The 16471-nt window shown below is 61.3% G+C and carries 19 protein-coding genes; 5 read left to right on the top strand and 14 right to left on the bottom strand.

Annotation, left to right across the window (positions count from 1 at the left end; all coding sequences use genetic code 11):
• Position 1: 1 nt before the first annotated feature.
• From ACZ9A3_RS04505 to ACZ9A3_RS04455, 11 genes are all read right to left on the bottom strand, one after another.
• Positions 2-1111, bottom strand: coding sequence for a flagellar basal body P-ring protein FlgI (locus tag ACZ9A3_RS04505; protein ID WP_010224970.1), 1110 nt, complete (start codon positions 1109-1111; stop codon positions 2-4).
• 12 nt (positions 1112-1123) lie between these two features.
• On the bottom strand, positions 1124-1819 hold the full coding sequence (gene flgH, locus ACZ9A3_RS04500) for a flagellar basal body L-ring protein FlgH (RefSeq protein ID WP_045200248.1): 696 nt from the start codon (positions 1817-1819) through the stop codon (positions 1124-1126).
• A gap of 54 nt (positions 1820-1873) precedes the next feature.
• Positions 1874-2659, bottom strand: coding sequence for a flagellar basal-body rod protein FlgG (gene flgG / locus ACZ9A3_RS04495; RefSeq protein ID WP_045200246.1), 786 nt, complete (start codon positions 2657-2659; stop codon positions 1874-1876).
• A gap of 45 nt (positions 2660-2704) precedes the next feature.
• Positions 2705-3445 (bottom strand): flagellar basal body rod protein FlgF, encoded by a 741-nt coding sequence (locus ACZ9A3_RS04490; RefSeq protein ID WP_045200237.1) that lies wholly within the window; start codon positions 3443-3445, stop codon positions 2705-2707.
• A gap of 189 nt (positions 3446-3634) precedes the next feature.
• Positions 3635-3823, bottom strand: coding sequence for a hypothetical protein (locus tag ACZ9A3_RS04485; RefSeq protein WP_195883366.1), 189 nt, complete (start codon positions 3821-3823; stop codon positions 3635-3637).
• Between the two features lie 72 nt (positions 3824-3895).
• A complete protein-coding gene (flgE, locus tag ACZ9A3_RS04480) occupies positions 3896-5221 on the bottom strand; it encodes a flagellar hook protein FlgE (RefSeq protein ID WP_045200234.1) in 1326 nt (441 codons plus the stop codon).
• A 30-nt stretch (positions 5222-5251) separates the two neighbouring features.
• Positions 5252-5995 (bottom strand): flagellar hook assembly protein FlgD, encoded by a 744-nt coding sequence (gene flgD / locus ACZ9A3_RS04475; RefSeq protein WP_045200232.1) that lies wholly within the window; start codon positions 5993-5995, stop codon positions 5252-5254.
• Between the two features lie 15 nt (positions 5996-6010).
• On the bottom strand, positions 6011-6454 hold the full coding sequence (gene flgC, locus ACZ9A3_RS04470) for a flagellar basal body rod protein FlgC (RefSeq protein WP_045200230.1): 444 nt from the start codon (positions 6452-6454) through the stop codon (positions 6011-6013).
• 3 nt (positions 6455-6457) lie between these two features.
• On the bottom strand, positions 6458-6865 hold the full coding sequence (gene flgB / locus ACZ9A3_RS04465; protein ID WP_038996408.1) for a flagellar basal body rod protein FlgB: 408 nt from the start codon (positions 6863-6865) through the stop codon (positions 6458-6460).
• 220 nt (positions 6866-7085) lie between these two features.
• Entirely contained in the window at positions 7086-7913 is an 828-nt protein-coding gene (gene cheR / locus ACZ9A3_RS04460) for a protein-glutamate O-methyltransferase CheR (protein ID WP_038996410.1), read from the bottom strand.
• Between the two features lie 52 nt (positions 7914-7965).
• On the bottom strand, positions 7966-8895 hold the full coding sequence (locus ACZ9A3_RS04455; RefSeq protein WP_010224956.1) for a chemotaxis protein CheV: 930 nt from the start codon (positions 8893-8895) through the stop codon (positions 7966-7968).
• A gap of 69 nt (positions 8896-8964) precedes the next feature.
• On the opposite strand from ACZ9A3_RS04455, the gene flgA reads away from it, so the two are divergent.
• The 4 genes from flgA to ACZ9A3_RS04435 all read left to right on the top strand — a co-directional run bounded on the left by flgA (position 8965) and on the right by ACZ9A3_RS04435 (position 11539).
• Positions 8965-9717, top strand: coding sequence for a flagellar basal body P-ring formation chaperone FlgA (flgA, locus tag ACZ9A3_RS04450; protein ID WP_045200223.1), 753 nt, complete (start codon positions 8965-8967; stop codon positions 9715-9717).
• A gap of 167 nt (positions 9718-9884) precedes the next feature.
• Positions 9885-10202, top strand: coding sequence for a flagellar biosynthesis anti-sigma factor FlgM (flgM, locus tag ACZ9A3_RS04445; RefSeq protein WP_045200221.1), 318 nt, complete (start codon positions 9885-9887; stop codon positions 10200-10202).
• A gap of 45 nt (positions 10203-10247) precedes the next feature.
• Positions 10248-10715: a flagella synthesis protein FlgN gene (locus ACZ9A3_RS04440; protein ID WP_045200219.1), complete on the top strand. Its 468-nt coding sequence runs from the start codon at positions 10248-10250 to the stop codon at positions 10713-10715.
• Positions 10716-10795: 80 nt separating this feature from the next.
• Positions 10796-11539, top strand: coding sequence for a flagellar brake protein (locus ACZ9A3_RS04435; RefSeq protein WP_045200217.1), 744 nt, complete (start codon positions 10796-10798; stop codon positions 11537-11539).
• 45 nt (positions 11540-11584) lie between these two features.
• Here the strand turns inward: ACZ9A3_RS04435 and ACZ9A3_RS04430 are convergent, their stop codons facing one another.
• The 3 genes from ACZ9A3_RS04430 to bkdR form a co-directional block, all read right to left on the bottom strand.
• Entirely contained in the window at positions 11585-12922 is a 1338-nt protein-coding gene (locus ACZ9A3_RS04430) for an MFS transporter (RefSeq protein WP_045200559.1), read from the bottom strand.
• A 170-nt stretch (positions 12923-13092) separates the two neighbouring features.
• Positions 13093-14334 (bottom strand): glutamine synthetase family protein, encoded by a 1242-nt coding sequence (locus ACZ9A3_RS04425; RefSeq protein ID WP_258597793.1) that lies wholly within the window; start codon positions 14332-14334, stop codon positions 13093-13095.
• A 217-nt stretch (positions 14335-14551) separates the two neighbouring features.
• Positions 14552-15037, bottom strand: coding sequence for a Bkd operon transcriptional regulator BkdR (bkdR, locus tag ACZ9A3_RS04420; RefSeq protein ID WP_045189126.1), 486 nt, complete (start codon positions 15035-15037; stop codon positions 14552-14554).
• Between the two features lie 201 nt (positions 15038-15238).
• Here bkdR and ACZ9A3_RS04415 point away from each other — a divergent pair, with 201 nt between their 5' ends.
• Positions 15239-16471: a 3-methyl-2-oxobutanoate dehydrogenase (2-methylpropanoyl-transferring) subunit alpha gene (locus ACZ9A3_RS04415; protein WP_045200210.1), complete on the top strand. Its 1233-nt coding sequence runs from the start codon at positions 15239-15241 to the stop codon at positions 16469-16471.

The raw sequence follows: 16471 nt of genomic DNA, 5'->3' as shown, positions 1-16471 counted from the left end.
CTCAGATCACGATCAGGTCGGCTTGCAGGGCGCCGGCCTGTTTCAGGGCTTCGAGGATCGCCATCAGGTCACCGGGCGCAGCGCCCACCTGGTTCACCGCACGGACGATTTCATCCAGGGTGGTACCGGGGCCGAACTTGAACATCGGCTTGGCTTCCTGCTCGGCATTGACCCGTGAGCGCGGCACCACGGCAGTCTCGCCATTGGAGAACGGCCCCGGCTGGCTGACGATCGGGTCTTCGGTAATGGTCACGGTCAGGCTGCCGTGGGTGACCGCCGCCGGCGACACCTTGACGTTCTGGCCAATGACGATGGTACCGGTACGCGAATTGATGATGACCTTGGCCACAGCCTGGCCCGGATCGATCTCAAGGTTCTCGAGAATCGACAGGTAGTCGACCCGCTGGCTTGGATCGAGCGGCGCGGTAACCCGTACCGAACCACCGTCCAGGGCCTGGGCCACACCCGGGCCGAGCAGCTCGTTGACCTTGTCGACGATGCGCTTGGCGGTGGTGAAGTCCGGGCGATTAAGGTTCAGGGTCAGGCTGTTGCCCTGGTTGAAACCACTGGGCACGGCGCGCTCGACCGAAGCACCACCGGGGATGCGACCGGCCGACGGCACGTTGACGGTAATCTTCGAGCCGTCGCGGCCTTCGGCATCGAAACCGCCGACCACCAGGTTGCCCTGGGCAATGGCGTAGACGTTGCCATCGATACCCTTGAGCGGAGTCATCAGCAGGCTGCCGCCGCGCAGGCTCTTGGAGTTGCCGATCGAGGAGACGGTGATATCCACCACCTGCCCCGGCTTGGCGAACGCCGGCAGGTCGGCATGCACCGACACCGCGGCAACGTTTTTCAGCTGCACGTTGCCCGAGCCTGGCGGCACCTTGATGCCGAACTGCGAGAGCATGTTGTTGAAGGTCTGCAGGGTGAACGGCGTCTGGGTGGTCTGGTCACCCGTGCCGTTGAGCCCCACCACCAGGCCGTAGCCGATCAGCTGGTTGGTGCGCACGCCGGAAATGCTGGCGATGTCCTTCAGACGCTCGGCCTGCACGGCGAACGCAGTGGACAGCAGAATCGTAGCGGCAATCAGCTGCTTGAAGTTGAACATGGTCATCCGAACCTAGAAAGGCCAAAGCGGGCTGATGAAGAACCGGTCAAACCAACCAGGCTGGCTGGCGTCGGCAAACGAGCCGGTACCCGAATAGGTGATGCGCGCATCGGCAACACGGGTAGAAGGCACGGTGTTGTCGGTGGCGATGTCATCGGCACGGATCATCCCGGCGATACGTACCAGCTCATCACCGGTGTTGAGGGTCAGCCACTTCTCGCCGCGCACGGCAATGATGCCGTTGGGCAACACGTCGGCCACGGTGACAGTGATCGAGCCGGTCAGGGTATTGCCCTGAGCCGCCTTGCTGTCGCCCTTGGTTGCACGGTCGCCGCTGTAGCCGGCACTGAGGCTCAGATCGCCATCACCAAATGGATTATTGGTGGTCAAGCCACCGCCAAACAACGAGGTCAGGCCGATATCGGCCTTGCTGTTCTTGGCAATCTGCGAGTTGGCGTTCTTGCTCGCCTGGGTGCGCTCGTTGAGGGTAATGGTGATGATGTCACCCACCCTGAAAGCCTTGCGGTCGCTGTACAGGTTCTGGTCGAAACCGGCCTGGTAGATCGAGCCGTTGTTGGCCGCCGCCGGCAATGGCGTGCGCGGCAATACCGGCGCGTAGTAAGGATCGTTGGGCTTGGGCGTCGGCGCGACGCAGCCGGCCAGCAAGGCGATCCCACTCAGGGCAAGCACGGATAACAAACGACTCATGACTCTGACCTCACGGTGTAACAGGCGCCGTTCAAGCGACCTCGAAGACTTCACTTACAGGTTCTGGGTAACGTACGAGAGCATCTGGTCGGCGGTGGAAATGACCTTGGAGTTCATTTCGTAGGCCCGCTGGGTGGTGATCATGTTGACCAGCTCTTCAACGGTGCTGACGTTGGAGTTTTCCAGGGTTTGCTGCTGCATCACGCCAAAACCGTTGAGGCCCGGGGTACCGATCTGCGGCGCGCCGCTGGCGGCGGTTTCCAGGAACAGGTTGCCGCCCATGGCCTGCAGGCCGGCCGGGTTGATGAAGTCGGCGGTCTGGATGTTGCCGATGATCTGCGCCGCCGGGTTGCCAGCAGTGGTGATCGACACGGTGCCATCCTGGCCAACGGTGAAGGTCTGCGCCTCTGGCGGCACGACAATCGCAGGCTCCAGGGCAAAGCCGTTGGCGGTGACGATCTGGCCGTCGGAGTTCAGGTGGAAGGTACCATCGCGGGTGTACGAAACCGTGCCGTCCGGCTGCAGGATCTGGAAGAAGCCACGACCGTTGACCGCCATGTCCAGCGGGTTCTCGGTGGTCTGCAGGCTGCCGGTGCTGAAGTTTTTCTGGGTGCCGACAATGCGCACACCGGTACCCACTTGCAGACCCGACGGCAGCTCGCTGTCCTGGGTCGACTGGGCGCCTGGCTGACGCTTGATCTGGTAGAGCAGGTCCTGAAACTCGGCGCGATCACGTTTGAAGCCGGTGGTCGAGACGTTGGCCAGGTTGTTGGAAATGGTCGTCAGGTTGGTGTCCTGGGCGGACAAACCGGTTTTACTGACCCAAAGAGCCGGAAGCATGCTGTTCTCCTCGCGCGCCTGTTTTACGGCGCTACGTCTGTGTAATTAGCCGATCTGCAAAACCCGAGCCATGGCTTCGTCGCCTTCCTTGGCCGTGGTCATCATCTTGATGTGCAGTTCGAATTGACGGGACAGCGCCAGCACCGAGGTCATTTCCTCGACCGCATTGACGTTGCTTGACTCCAGGAAACCGGAAACCACCTGGACGTTGGCGTCGGCAGGCGCGGGCTGGCCGCTCTTGGTGTGGATCATGCCGTCCAGGCCCTTGGTCATGGTCTTGAGGTCCGGATTGACCAGCTTGATGCGGTCGACCTCGGCCATGACCCGCGGACCCTCGCCCATGGCGCGGATGCTGATGGTGCCGTCCTGGCCGATCTCGACCTTCTGCTCTGGCGGCACGGCAATCGGCCCGCCATTGCCCATCACCGGCATGCCGTTGCCGGCGCGCAGCACACCCAGGCCGTCAATGTTGAGGCTGGCGGTGCGCACATAGGCTTCACTGCCATCCGGGGCCTGCACGGCGATGAAGCCGTCGCCGCCGATGGCGATATCCAGGTCACGGCCGGTCTCTTGCATCGAGCCCGGGCTGAAATCGGTGGCCGGGCGCTCGGTCATGGCGTAGGCCCGCGCCGGAAAGCTGTCACCAAACACCGGCATCGAACGCGCCTGCTCCAGGTCGCGCTGAAAACCGCTGGTGGAAATGTTCGCCAGGTTGTTGGCATGGGCCTTTTGCGCCAGCGCATTCTGGCTGGCGCCGGTCATGGCCACGTATAGCATCTTGTCCACAGTCATCCTCCGCTGCGCTGGCGAACACTTGCCGTCCGCCGCTGCTCTGCAGTGCCTGTAGCAAGTTTCAAACCAACTTTTGCAAAAGACCCAAAAGCCCAATAGAACAAGGGTTTCAGCGCTGCGCGAAGACTCGCATGGAGAAAGCGCCGTCGAAATTACGGCGCCGGTTTGCCGCTAGCGGCAAGCTTAGTACTCGCGGCAGGCCGCGTTATTGAAAGGACCGGCAAAACGCTTCCAGCCCTCGCCCGGGGAAAACTGCGCGCAAACCAGGCGCCCGGTGACCTGGCTTTCCCAGCGATACCAGGGCGCGGCATCGGCCCAGACCTGGCTCATCAACAGCACGGCAAACAGCGCCAGCAGCCATCGCTGCAACATGATCGATACCCCCGAAATACAAGACCCCTTCCGAGAAAGGGGTCTGTTTATACCAACTACCTTACACCCGCATCAGGCCATCTGGATGATGGTCTGCATGATGGTGCTCTGGGTCGAGATGGTCTTGGCGTTAGCCTGGTAGTTGCTCTGCGCCTTGATCAGCTCGACCAGCTCGTTGGTCAGGTTGACGTTGGACGCCTCCAGCGAGTTGGAAGCGATGGCGCCCAGGGTACCGGTTTTCGGTGCATCGATACCCGGGATACCCGAGGAGTAGGTTTCGGTCCAGCGAGTACCACCCATAGGCTGCAGGCCTTGCTCGTTGGCGAAACTGGCAATCGCGACCTGGCCGATGGCACGCGACTGCTGGTTGCTGAAGCTTGCGAACATCACGCCGCTGGAGTCGATGCTCAGGCTCGACAGGATACCGGTAGCGTAACCGTCCTGGCTTTGCGACAGGCGCGTGGTCGGGGTGTTGTACGAGGTGGTGTCGGTCATGTCGATGGCGATACCGCCAGCATTGGCAGCCGAACCGTTGGAACCCCAGACCGGTGGCTTGGCACTGGCGTTGGTCACCTCGGCAGGAATCCAGCCGGTCAGCTTGAAGACCTTGTTGACCACTTCGTAGCCCGAGCCCGCAGCGCCGGCAGTCATGCTCTTGACGCTACCGTCGGAGTTGAACACGATGGTGCCTTCCAGCGCCTTTGGCGGCTCTTCGGCAGGGTTCAGCGGGTTGCGGCCATCGATCAGGGTGTACGACTTCCAGGTATTGGTCCCGGTCTTGACGTAGTACTGATCCATGACGTGCTCGTTACCCTGGCTGTCGTAGATCTTGGTGGCGAAGGTCTTGTTCCAGCTGTTTTCGTCGGTCGGGCTGAAGGTGGTGGTCGCCGGAATGACCTTGTCCGACGAGTTCAGGTTCAGGCCCTGATCGATCGCGGTGGTGCTCTTTGGCGCCAGCGCCGAGGTATCGATCTTAAGGTCGGTCAGCACGCCATTGATGATCTTGCCGTTTTCATCAACGCCGTAGCCGCGCAGGCGCAGGCCGTCAGCAGTGACGACATAGTTGTCCTTGTTGGTCTGGAAGGCACCGGCACGGGTGTAGCTGAGCGCACCGTTGTCGCTCAGCACGAAGAAGCCCTGACCCTGGATACCCATGTCCAGCACGTTGCCGGTGTTGGTGATATCGCCGTTGGTGAACTGCTGCGATACCGCGGCCAGGCGCACACCGTTACCGATGTTGTTGGTACCGACGCCGAGCTTGTTGGCCGAGTAGACGTCGGCGAATTCTGCGCGCGACGATTTGAAACCGGTGGTGGCGACGTTGGCGATGTTGTTGCCGGTCACGTCCAGTTGCTTGTTGGCTGCATAGAGACCGCTAAGGCCGATATTGAATGACATCTTTCACTCCTTGTGCCGCGTTAGCCGGCTCTATATACCGATGGTTTGGACTTTGGACAGGGCGATACTGCCCAGGCCGGCGAGATTGAGCATCATCTCGCCGCCAGTCTGACTGATGGTGACGCTGCTGACGGTGGCCGGCAGCATGGTGTACATGTCCAGCTGCTTGCCTTCGACGGTGGTCTTGGCGGCAAAGGTGTAGGTACCCGGGTCGACTTTCTCGCCCTTGTCGTTGGTACCGTCCCAGACGAAAGCGGCATTGCCAGCCTTCTGCGCCCCCATGTCGATGGTCTTGACCAGCTTGCCATCCTTGTCGGTAATGGTGACGGTGGCATTGCTGAGCGCCTGCGGGACCACCACCGAACCGTTGAAGCTCTTGGTGGTGTCGACCACGGCCTTGTCGGTCTGGGCGATCACCGAGCGACCGACCAGCGACGAGGCCTGCAGTGCCTGCGAGGACTTGTAGTTGCCGGAAATCGCGGTCACCGACTCGTTCAGCGAGGTGATGCCTTCCAGGCTGCTGAACTGCGCCAGCTGGGCCACGAATTCGCTGTTATCCTGCGGATCGAGCGGGTTCTGGTGCTGCATCTGGGTCACCAGCAACTGCAGGAACGCGTCCTTGCCCAGTGCCTGCTTGTTGGCGCCGGTCTTGCTGTTGGTGGCCGAGGCGATACCGGCGGCGCTGTTGGCGCTGGTTTCGCTGTTTTTCTTGCCCGACGCCTTGATGACGTCGTTCAGGCTTACGCCGGCTGTTGGGTCATTAACACTTGCCATTGGCTTAGTCCTTTATCACTGACCCAGGGTCAGGACCTTCTGCATCATGGATTTGGCCGTGTTCATCAGCTCGGCGTTGGTCTGGAACGAGCGGCTGGCGGAGATCATGTCAGCCATCTCTTCCACCACGTTGACGTTCGGGTAGTAGACGTAGCCGTCCTTGTTCGCCGCCGGATGGTTCGGCTCGTAGCGCGCCTCAAGGTTGCTCTGGTCCTCGACCACGCCGAGCACCTGCACACCCTGGCCGGCAGCGTCCTGGTCCTGAAACAGCGACTGGCTGACGCCGGCCTGGGCCTGCTGGAAGGTGGTGGCGAATACCGGGTGACGGGCGCGGTAGGTCTGGTCGATGCTCGACGAGACGGTCTCGGCGTTGGCGATGTTCGAAGCGACGGTATTCAGACGCGTGGTCTGGGCGCTCATGCCGCTACCGGCAATGTTGAAGACACTGGCGAGGGACATGACTTACTCTCCGCGCAGGGCCGATACCAGCCCTTTGAATTTACTGTTGAGCAGCGTGAAGCTGGCCTGGAAACCCACGGCGTTTTCCGCATAGCTCGATTGCTCGAGCTGGGCATCGACGGTGTTCTGGTCGATCGACGGCTGCATCGGCGTGCGGTACTGCAAGGTCTCGTCGCCCATGCTCAGGCCTTCGGCCTCGATGTGCCGGGCGTTGGTACGATCCAGTGCGAAATGGCCCTTGCTGGTCTGCTCGGCCTGCGCCGCCAGCACCGAAGCGAAGTCCATGTCGCGCGCCTTGTAGTTTGGCGTGTCGGCGTTGGCGATGTTGTTGGCCAGCACCTCGGCACGCTGGGCGCGAAAGCCCAATGCCTTTTCGTGGATGCCGAGCGCTTTGTCGAAGCTGATGCTCATGTCGTGGAAACCTTCGAAGGTTTTTCGTTGACTGTGTCAGAGCAAGAGCCATGCCAAAAAACAAAACCCCGTAAATACGGGGCTTTGAGGAGTTTGCCGCCAGCGGCAATGCCAGAAAAGTGGCAAAAGAGCGGCAAGCGGCAAGCTTCAAGCGGCAAGAAAAAGCCAGGCGGCGCGCGAGCGGCTCTCTTTCTTGCCGCTTGAAGCTTGCCGCTAAAGCCTACTTGGCCTGGTAGATGATCCCCGGGCTGCACTGGACCATCTGGTAGTGATCCGGCAAACCGTTGAGCGCTTCAGAAGCACCCAGGAACAGGTAGCCTCCCGGCTTGAGCGTGCCGTGAATGCGCAGCAGGATGTCCTTCTTGACCTGGGCCGAGAAGTAGATCAGCACGTTGCGACAGAACACGATGTCGAACTTGCCCAGGCTCGCATAACTGTCCAGCAGGTTGAACGAGCGGAACTCGACACGGCTGCGGATCGGCGCCTTGACCGCCCAGCGCCCCGGCCCCTTGACATCAAAGTAGCGCTGCAGGCGCTCCTGGGACAGGCCGCGGGCAATCGCCAGGCTGTCGTACTCGCCGGTCTTGCAATTGGTCAGCATCGAGCCGGAGAGGTCGGTGGCGACGATCTGCGCACCCATCTTCAACTGGCCGATGTTGCTGCGCTCGAACTCGTCGATGGCCATGGAGATCGAGTACGGCTCCTGACCCGACGAACAGGCAGCCGACCAGATGCGCAGGCGCTGGCCAGGGTTGGCCTTGATCTGCTCGGGCAAAACCTTGTTCTTCAGCACTTCGAACGGATAGGTGTCGCGAAACCAGAGGGTTTCGTTGGTGGTCATGGCATCGACCACCTGCTCGCGCAAACCGCTGCGCGGCTGGCTCTGGATACGCTGCACCAGTTCGCCCAGGGACTTGATGCCCTGCTGTTCCATCAGCTTGTTGAGACGGCTGGAGACCAGGTATTGCTTATTTTCGCCCAGCAGGATGCCACAGGCTTTTTCCAGGAAGACCCGGAACTGTTCGAAATCCAAATTACCCGTAGACAATGATGCCGCCTCTTAAATCGTATGTACCGCCAGGGGCAAAGGCCCCCGGCCGTTAGTGCGTGGCCTTGATCCGATCAACAACGCGCTGGGCGAGGTCGTCCGGGCGGAATTTGGCCAGGAAGTCATCAGCACCGACCTTCTTGACCATCGCCTGGTTGAACACCCCGGAAAGCGAAGTATGCAGGATGATGTGCAACTTTTGCATGCGCGGGTCGCTGCGAATCTCGGCGGTCAGGGTGTAGCCGTCCATCTCCGGCATCTCGATGTCGGAGATCATCATCAGGAATTCTTCCTCCGGCCGCTTGCCCTCGTCGACCAGCTTGCGCAGGTAGTCGAGCGCCTGGCGACCGTCGTTGAGCGCCACCACTTCGACGCCAACGGTCTGCAGGCAACGACTGACCTGCTTGCGTGCCACCGACGAGTCATCGACCGTCAGCACTCGCAGCATCACTGCCTTGTCCTGCACTTCGGCATCGACCACACCGGCGGAGATCGCCTCGGAGGTCGGCGCCACTTCGGCGAGGATCTTCTCCACGTCGATGATCTCGACCATCTTGTTGTCAACCCGGGTCACCGCCGTCAGGTAGTGATCACGCCCAGTGCCCTTGGGTGGTGGATGGATCTCCTCCCAGTTCATGTTGACGATGCGCTCCACCGAATGCACCAGAAACCCCTGGGTCTTGGTGTTGTACTCGGTGATGATGACGAAACTCTTGCTGGTTTCTTCACTCAGACCGGGCATCCCGGTCGCCATCGCCAGATCGAGGATCGGGATGGTTGCCCCACGAATATTCGCGACACCGCGCACGACGGGGCTGGATTTGGGCATAACGGTCAGGTTCGGACACTGCAGCACTTCCCTTACCTTGAACACGTTGATGCCGTAGAGCTGCTCGCCATTGAGACGGAACAACAGCAGCTCCAGGCGGTTTTGCCCTACCAGTTGCGTGCGCTGGTTCACCGAATCCATTACACCAGCCATGCCAGACTCCTTCACCAAACGCTTCGAGCTTCGTACCCAGTCGGCACGCGCTTTGCTTTTTTTAATCGTATGAACATGAAAACGACATTTTTCCGACGCCTGACCCGCCACCTGCCCGGCTTCCTTGCTGCGCTGTGCCTCGCGGCCCCTGGCGTTCGAACTCTGGCTGACGCTTTCACCTTGCCTGAACAGCTTATCGGTGTCACCCAAGGGTTTCTTGAATTCACCGTAGAAGACTACCTGGCCACCAGCCAGACCGAAGGCCGCTACGAGATCCAGGTCAACAACCTCGACCCGCGTCTGCGCATGCCACTGTGCGACCAGCAACTGGGCGCTTCGCTGGAGAGCCCGGCGCAGCCGCTGGGCCGCGTGACCGTGCGGGTTCGCTGCGACGGCAGCTCACCGTGGACGGTGTTCGTGCCCGCCCAGGTACGTCTTTTTCGCAACGTGGTGACCGTGGTCCGTCCGCTCAAGCGCGACAGCGTCGTCGGCGAACAGGACGTCGCCCTGCGCGAACGCGACGTAGGCATGCTCAACCAGGGTTTTCTCGCCAGCCTCGACCAGGCGGTGGGGCTCAAGGTTATCCGACCAACGGTCATGGATCAGGTCCTCACCCCCCAGCACCTGGAGCAGGCCGAAGTGGTGCGCAAAGGCGACCAGGTGGTGATCACCGCTCGCAGCGGCAGCCTGGCTGTGCGCATGCCAGGCGAAGCGCTGAGCAAGGGCGGCCTGAGCGAACAGATCCGCGTGCGCAACCTCAACTCCAAGCGGGTGGTCAAGGCCAGGGTGACCGGGCCGGGTCAGGTGGAAGTGGCCATGTAGAGCGCTGAATCAATATCAATGCTGGCGATCAGGAACTGCTTTTCCTAAACTGTGTCCATTGGATGCCCCGAACCGGCCGCGCACGCCTTTGAGCATTTGCGCCTAAAGTTTCTTTCGGGTTGGCCGAAAACAAGGCAAGCGTCCAAACACCCAGAGGTTTTCTGATCATGGTCATCGACTTCAGTCGTTTGAATAATTCCCCGTCGGTTGCCGGCGGCGTGCGCACTGGCAGCAGCCAGGAAAGCACCGCCAGCGCAGCTTCGGCCAAGGCCGGCAGCGTTGCTGAAAGCAGCGCCAGCGGGGAAACCGTACACCTCAGCCACGAGGCCCAGCAGTTGCAAAAGGTCAGCGACAAGCTGCGCGACCAGCCGATTGTCAACAGCGCCCGGGTGGCCGAGTTGAAACAGGCTATCGCCGACGGCAGCTACCAGGTCGACAGCAACCGCGTCGCCAGCAAACTGCTTAATTTCGAAGCCCAGCGCTAGCCCCTGGCGCGCTGACTTCAGGACGCTTGAACCAAAGAGCCAGCCATGCACGACACTACTCTGCTGCAACTGATCGAAAACGATATTGCTCCAGCGCAAGAACTGCTCGAATTGCTGCAGACCGAGAACGTTGCCCTGCACGGCCGCGACATGCCGCTGCTGGAAAACATCCTGGCGCGCAAGCAGTCGCTGGTGATCCTGCTCGATCAGCATGGCCGCCAGCGCAGTGAACTGCTTGCCGGCCTGGGCCTGTCCCAGGACCGCGAAGGTGTCGCCCAACTGGCCAGCAACTCCTCTTTCGGTGACCTGCTGCTGCAACAACTGGATGTGCTTGGCCAACTGCTGGCTGACTGCCAGGCGGTCAACGAGCGCAACGGCCGCTCGATCCAGATCCAGCAGAGCACTACCGCCAACCAGATCAGAATCCTCATGGGCGGCGAAGCACCGTCGCTCTATGACAGCCGCGGGGCCACCTCCCCCCTCGCCAAGCCGCGGGCGTTGAGCCAGGCTTGATTCCCTGTATCAAGGCACGGAACATACTGGCAAAATGCCGTAACTTGCGTGTGACGTTTTTGCCTGGAGAATGATTAACCGTGTTCAATGAAGCAGAAGCTCCGCAGCCTCCGAAGGTGCTCACTACTCCTTTGGAAATTGCCGCCAACTTGCGGTCGCTGCAAGAGAGCCATGACCCGCTGATCATCACTTTCCACGAACGCAGCCAGCGTTTTCAAAGCTATGTGGTCGAGGTCGACCGCGAAGGCAATCGCCTGGCCCTTGATGAAATGATCCCTCGTGACGGCGAACGCTATCTGCAGAATGGCGAACCATTTCGCGTTGAAGGCTTTCATGATGGCGTGCGTATCGCCTGGGAATGCAACACACCGTTGAGCATTGTCGAGGAAGATGGCCATCGCTGCTACCGCGGCACCCTGCCTACCGAAGTCGCCTACCACCAGCGCCGCAATGCCTTTCGTGCAGCGCTGAAGCTGACCCAGCTGGTGGACGTCGTGCTTGACGGCGAAAAACTCAAGGGCAACGGCGCGCTGCGCGGCAAGTTGCTGGATATTTCCGCAACCGGCTGCAAGCTGCGCTTTGAAGGCAATGTCGAAGAGCGCCTGCAATTGGGCCAGGTTTACGAGAAGTTCGCCAGCGGTGCACCGCTGGGTTTGTCCCAGGTCGAGGTCGAGTTGCGTCATCTGCATTTCGAAGAGCGCATCAACGCCACCTTCGCCGGCGTGCGCTTTCACAACCTCAACGGGCAGATGCAGCGCAAGGTGGAAACCTTCGTTTACCAGCTGCAGCGTGAAGCACGGCGCTTCGATAAAGACGACTACTGAGTCGACCCCATCGCGGGGCCCGCTCCCACGGGCCCCGCGATGGCATCACACCTGTGTCGGCTTGACCTCTTCAGCCACAACCTCAGCGTCATCCCCCTCCTGCGCCTCGGTATCTTCAGCCGCCACCGGCGTCTGCATCTGATCCTGCACCACCTGCTCGTCAACCCGTGGGTCCAGCGCTGCCGACAACGGTGAACCTGCCGCCGGCATGGCCACGTGATGCAGCGGCGCATCGTCGACCTGGTGCAAACCGGTCACCGCTTTCGGGCGGATCCGCCAGACCAGCACCAGGGCAAAGAAAACGAAGAAGGCATAGAGCATCTGGTTGCCCAGCACCTTCATCAACACCCCGGCCACCAGCGGCCCGATACTCGCGCCCACGCCATAGGTCACCAGCAGCATCGCCGTCAGCGACACCCGCCGTTCGCCCTCGACGTGGTCGTTGGAAAACGCCACCGCCAGCGGATACAGGCAGAACTGCAGCAGCGACACGGCAAAGCCTGCGACAAACAATACCTCCAGCGGCACTGATGGCATGATCGCCAGCGGCAGGGCAACAATCGCCAGGCCCACGGCAACGCTACGAATCAGCAAGGCCCGGTCATAGCGATCGGACAACCAGCCCAGCGGCCACTGCACCAGCAGACCGGCGAAGATGCAGCAGCCCATGAACAGACCGACCTGCTCGGTGCTCAGCCCCTGCTTGGACGCATACAGCGGCGCCAGGCCGTAGAACGAGCCGACGATCAGGCCGGCCCCCAGCACCGTACTCAGCGACTGCGGCACCCGTTTGATGAAGAAGCGCGGCTCCATCGGCGCCGGCCGCAATGGCGCCGGGTGAATCCGTCGGGTGAGTGCCACCGGCACCAGGCACAGGGCGAAGCACATGGCGACCAGCATCAGCAGTTCAAGGCCCAGCTGCGGGTGCGCCACCAGGATCAACTGGCCGAGCACCAGGCCCAGGTACGAGGCAATCATGTAGCCACTGAACACCGCACCTCGCTGCTTGGCGTCGGCCTGCTCGTTGAGCCAGCTTTCGATGACCATGTACTGGCACATCATCCCCAGGCCGACGATGACCCGCAGCAGCACCCAGGCCGGCAACCAGCTGACCAGGCCATGGCCGAGCACCGCCGCGCCGACAATGCCGGCGCAGGTGGCATAGGCACGGATATGCCCAACCCGGGCAATCAGCCGGTGGCCGATCTTGCCGCCCAGGGCCAGGCCGAAATAGTTGGCGGCCATCAGCGCACCGACCCAGAGGCTGTCGACATGATCGGCAGCCAGGCGCAAGGCCAGGTAGGTACTCAACAAGCCGGAGCCGATCAACATCATCAGCGCAGCGAAATACAGCGCGCGAAAAGACTTCCAGATCTGTCGCATCAGCGTCCCGAACGGCTCCTTGAGCTGGTGGAAAAACTGCTTGAAAGCATAAGTGAAAATAACCGCCTTGCAGTTGATGCAGATAAAAAAACAGGTGCCAGGGTGTTTACCAACACCGCTGCCACCTGCCTTGAAACTGAGCGATTGCCCCGGCAAAAACGCCTCGCCGGTTATGCCTGCGCGGCCAGCACGCGGCGCTCCCACGGGGTGATCTCATCGAAGAAGCTGGTCAGCTCCAGGGTCTTGGTGGCGATGTAGCCTTCGATGAACTCCTTGCCGAACAGTTCCCGCGCAAGCTCGCTACGCTTCAGACGCTCCAGGGCCGCATGCAAGGTACATGGCAGGCTCAAATGATCCGGCACCTCGAATTCGCCCTGGATCGCCGGCGTCGGTTCGAGCTGCTGCTCGATGCCATAAAGCCCTGCGGCGAGGCTGGCGGCAATTGCCAGGTAAGGGTTGGTATCGGCGCCTGGCAAGCGGTTTTCGACCCGTCGCGCCACTGGCGAGCTGGCCGGAATGCGCAGGCCGGCGGCGCGGTTGTCTTCGGACCAGCAAGCATTGTTCGGTGATGCATAGGGGTGGCAAAGGCGCTGGTAGGAGTTCACGTTCGGCGCGAACAAGGCGGTGAAGTCGGCCATGCACGCCTGCTGGCCGCCAATGAAGTGATAGAACGCCGGGGTCGGCTTGCCCTCGGCATCACTGAAGACATTGCCCCCGCCCTCCACCGCCACCACGCTCTGGTGAATGTGCATGGAACTGCCCGGCGTATGCGCCAGTGGCTTGGCCATGCACACCACGGTCAGGCCATGCTTGAGCGCGACTTCCTTGAGCAGGTGCTTGAACAACAGGGTCTGGTCGGCCAGCAACAGCGGATCGCCGTGCAGCAGGTTGATCTCGAACTGGCTGACGCCCATTTCGTGCATGAAGGTATCGCGCGGCAGGCCCAGTGCCGCCATGCAGCGATAGACCTCGCTGAAGAACGGGCGCAGGCCGTTGTTGGAACTGACGCTGAACGCCGAATGACCTTCTTCGCGCCGACCATCCTTGCCCAGCGGCGGCAAAAACGGCTGGTCGGGATCGCTGTTGGGGGCGAAGACAAAAAACTCGAGTTCCGTCGCCACCACCGGCACCAGGCCACGAGCGGCGTAACGGGCAATCACCGCCTTGAGCAGGCCACGACTGGAGAGCCCGGAGCTTTCACCGCTAAGCTCGAGCGCATCGCAAATCGCCAGGGCCCGTGGCTCGTCGCTCCAGGGCAGGCGATAGATATGCTGCGGGTCGGCGACCAGCGCCAGGTCGCCGTCGTCGCTGCCATAGAAACGCGCCGCCGGGTACCCGCCCATGATGCATTGCAGCAGCACACCGCGGGCCATCTGCAGGCGCCGGCCTTCAACAAAGCCTTCAGCGGTCATCACCTTGCCGCGCGGTACACCATTGAGATCCGGGGTAATGCACTCGATCTCATCAATGCCCGTCAATCGCTCGGCGAGAGAGTTTTGGCCATTGGTCGTCATGACTCTATCCTTGTTGTTTTCGCATGCCGGGAACGGCGACAGCTACAACATAGGCACCGGCCGTTCGAAATTTCAAGCGCCAAACGGACGATGTGATCGTAATTATCTACACGGCTTAACCTGGCAGGGTCAGGCCATTGGCTGGCAGCGGCAGCGCGGTCTTGTAGCGCACCTGCTTCAAGGCAAAACTCGAACGGATGTTGGCCACCCCCGGCAGGCGGGTCAGGTAGTCGAGAAAACGCTCCAGGGCCTGGATGCTGGGCAGCAGCACGCGCAGCAGGTAATCCGGGTCACCGGTCATCAGGTAGCACTCCATGACCTCCGGGCGCTCGGCGATTTCTTCTTCGAAGCGATGCAGCGATTGCTCGACCTGTTTCTCCAGGCTGACGTGGATGAACACGTTGACATCCAGGCCCAGCACCTCCGGCGCCAGCAAGGTCACCTGCTGGCGAATTACCCCGAGTTCCTCCATGGCCTTGACCCGGTTGAAGCAGGGGGTTGGCGAGAGATTCACCGAGCGCGCCAGCTCGGCGTTGGTGATACGGGCATTTTCCTGGAGGCTGTTGAGAATGCCGATATCCGTACGATCCAGTTTGCGCATGAGAGAAAATCACCTGTTTTTTGTCTTTATAAGGAATGTTTATCCGCTAGCCGAGGCAAAGGCAACGAAGTTGAGAAAAATATTCTTCAGGCGCCGGAATATCATGTAGGACAAGACTGACTCCCTGGTCACAAGCCGGGTGTCAACAGCGACCGCTTCAAAGCTCAACAAAAACACAAGACAGAGCGAGCGTAAAAAAGCATGAACGAGTACGCCCCCCTGCGTTTGCATGTGCCCGAGCCTACAGGCCGGCCAGGCTGCCAGACTGATTTCTCCTACCTGCGTCTGACCGATGCCGGTCAGGTTCGTAAACCTCCCGTCGATGTAGAAGCCGCCGATACCGCGGACATCTCCTCTAGCCTGATCCGGGTGCTGGATGACAAGGGCAATGCCCTGGGCCCCTGGGCCGAGGACGTCAGCCCCGAAGTCCTGCGCCAGGGCATGCGCACCATGCTCAAGACCCGGCTGTTCGACAGCCGCATGGTGGTAGCCCAGCGGCAGAAGAAGATGTCGTTCTACATGCAGAGCCTGGGTGAAGAAGCCATCGGCAGCGGCCAGGCCATGGCCCTGAACCGCAGCGACATGTGCTTTCCCACCTACCGCCAGCAAAGCATCCTCATGGCCCGCGACGTGTCGCTGGTAGAGATGATCTGCCAGCTGCTGTCCAACGAGCGCGATCCGCTCAAGGGGCGCCAGTTGCCGATCATGTACTCGGTGCGCGAAGCCGGCTTCTTCACCATCAGCGGCAACCTGGCGACCCAGTTCGTCCAGGCGGTCGGCTGGGCCATGGCTTCGGCCATCAAGGGCGATACCAAGATCGCCTCGGCCTGGATCGGTGACGGCGCCACCGCCGAATCTGATTTCCACACCGCCCTGACCTTCGCCCACGTCTACCGCGCGCCGGTGATCCTCAACGTGGTCAACAACCAGTGGGCGATCTCGACCTTCCAGGCCATTGCCGGCGGTGAGTCGACCACCTTCGCCGGGCGTGGCGTAGGTTGTGGCATTGCCTCCTTGCGTGTCGACGGCAACGACTTCATCGCTGTCTACGCCGCTTCACGCTGGGCCGCCGAACGCGCCCGCCGCGGCCTGGGTCCGACGCTGATCGAATGGGTCACCTACCGCGCCGGCCCGCACTCGACCTCGGACGATCCGTCCAAGTACCGCCCGGCCGACGACTGGAGTCACTTCCCCCTGGGCGACCCGATCGCCCGCCTCAAACAGCACCTGATCGCCATCGGTCACTGGTCCGAGGAAGAGCACCAGGCGGTCAGCGCCGAGCTCGAAGCCGAGATCATCAAGGCGCAAAAAGAAGCTGAGCAGTACGGCACCCTGGCCGGTGGCCAGATGCCAAGCCCGGCGTCTATGTTCGAGGATGTCTACAAGGAGATGCCGGAGCACCTGCGCCGGCAGCGCCAGGAACTGGGGATCTGA

Source organism: Pseudomonas sp. TE4620, from assembly GCF_056279045.1.
The sequence above is the reverse complement of the archived record's forward strand: the minus strand, read 5'-3'. Positions and strand labels throughout refer to the sequence as shown.

What these genes read in the sequence shown, in the direction of transcription:
- ACZ9A3_RS04505 (WP_010224970.1), bottom strand. Translation starts at nt 1,111, where the DNA reads ATGTTCAACTTCAAGCAGCTGATTGCCGCTACGATTCTGCTGTCCACT.
- flgH (WP_045200248.1), bottom strand. Translation starts at nt 1,819, where the DNA reads ATGAGTCGTTTGTTATCCGTGCTTGCCCTGAGTGGGATCGCCTTGCTG.
- flgG (WP_045200246.1), bottom strand. Translation starts at nt 2,659, where the DNA reads ATGCTTCCGGCTCTTTGGGTCAGTAAAACCGGTTTGTCCGCCCAGGAC.
- ACZ9A3_RS04485 (WP_195883366.1), bottom strand. Translation starts at nt 3,823, where the DNA reads ATGTTGCAGCGATGGCTGCTGGCGCTGTTTGCCGTGCTGTTGATGAGC.
- flgE (WP_045200234.1), bottom strand. Translation starts at nt 5,221, where the DNA reads ATGTCATTCAATATCGGCCTTAGCGGTCTCTATGCAGCCAACAAGCAA.
- flgD (WP_045200232.1), bottom strand. Translation starts at nt 5,995, where the DNA reads ATGGCAAGTGTTAATGACCCAACAGCCGGCGTAAGCCTGAACGACGTC.
- flgC (WP_045200230.1), bottom strand. Translation starts at nt 6,454, where the DNA reads ATGTCCCTCGCCAGTGTCTTCAACATTGCCGGTAGCGGCATGAGCGCC.
- flgB (WP_038996408.1), bottom strand. Translation starts at nt 6,865, where the DNA reads ATGAGCATCAGCTTCGACAAAGCGCTCGGCATCCACGAAAAGGCATTG.
- ACZ9A3_RS04455 (WP_010224956.1), bottom strand. Translation starts at nt 8,895, where the DNA reads ATGGCTGGTGTAATGGATTCGGTGAACCAGCGCACGCAACTGGTAGGG.
- flgA (WP_045200223.1), top strand. Translation starts at nt 8,965, where the DNA reads ATGAACATGAAAACGACATTTTTCCGACGCCTGACCCGCCACCTGCCC.
- flgM (WP_045200221.1), top strand. Translation starts at nt 9,885, where the DNA reads ATGGTCATCGACTTCAGTCGTTTGAATAATTCCCCGTCGGTTGCCGGC.
- ACZ9A3_RS04440 (WP_045200219.1), top strand. Translation starts at nt 10,248, where the DNA reads ATGCACGACACTACTCTGCTGCAACTGATCGAAAACGATATTGCTCCA.
- ACZ9A3_RS04430 (WP_045200559.1), bottom strand. Translation starts at nt 12,922, where the DNA reads ATGCGACAGATCTGGAAGTCTTTTCGCGCGCTGTATTTCGCTGCGCTG.
- ACZ9A3_RS04425 (WP_258597793.1), bottom strand. Translation starts at nt 14,334, where the DNA reads ATGACCGCTGAAGGCTTTGTTGAAGGCCGGCGCCTGCAGATGGCCCGC.
- bkdR (WP_045189126.1), bottom strand. Translation starts at nt 15,037, where the DNA reads ATGCGCAAACTGGATCGTACGGATATCGGCATTCTCAACAGCCTCCAG.
- ACZ9A3_RS04415 (WP_045200210.1), top strand. Translation starts at nt 15,239, where the DNA reads ATGAACGAGTACGCCCCCCTGCGTTTGCATGTGCCCGAGCCTACAGGC.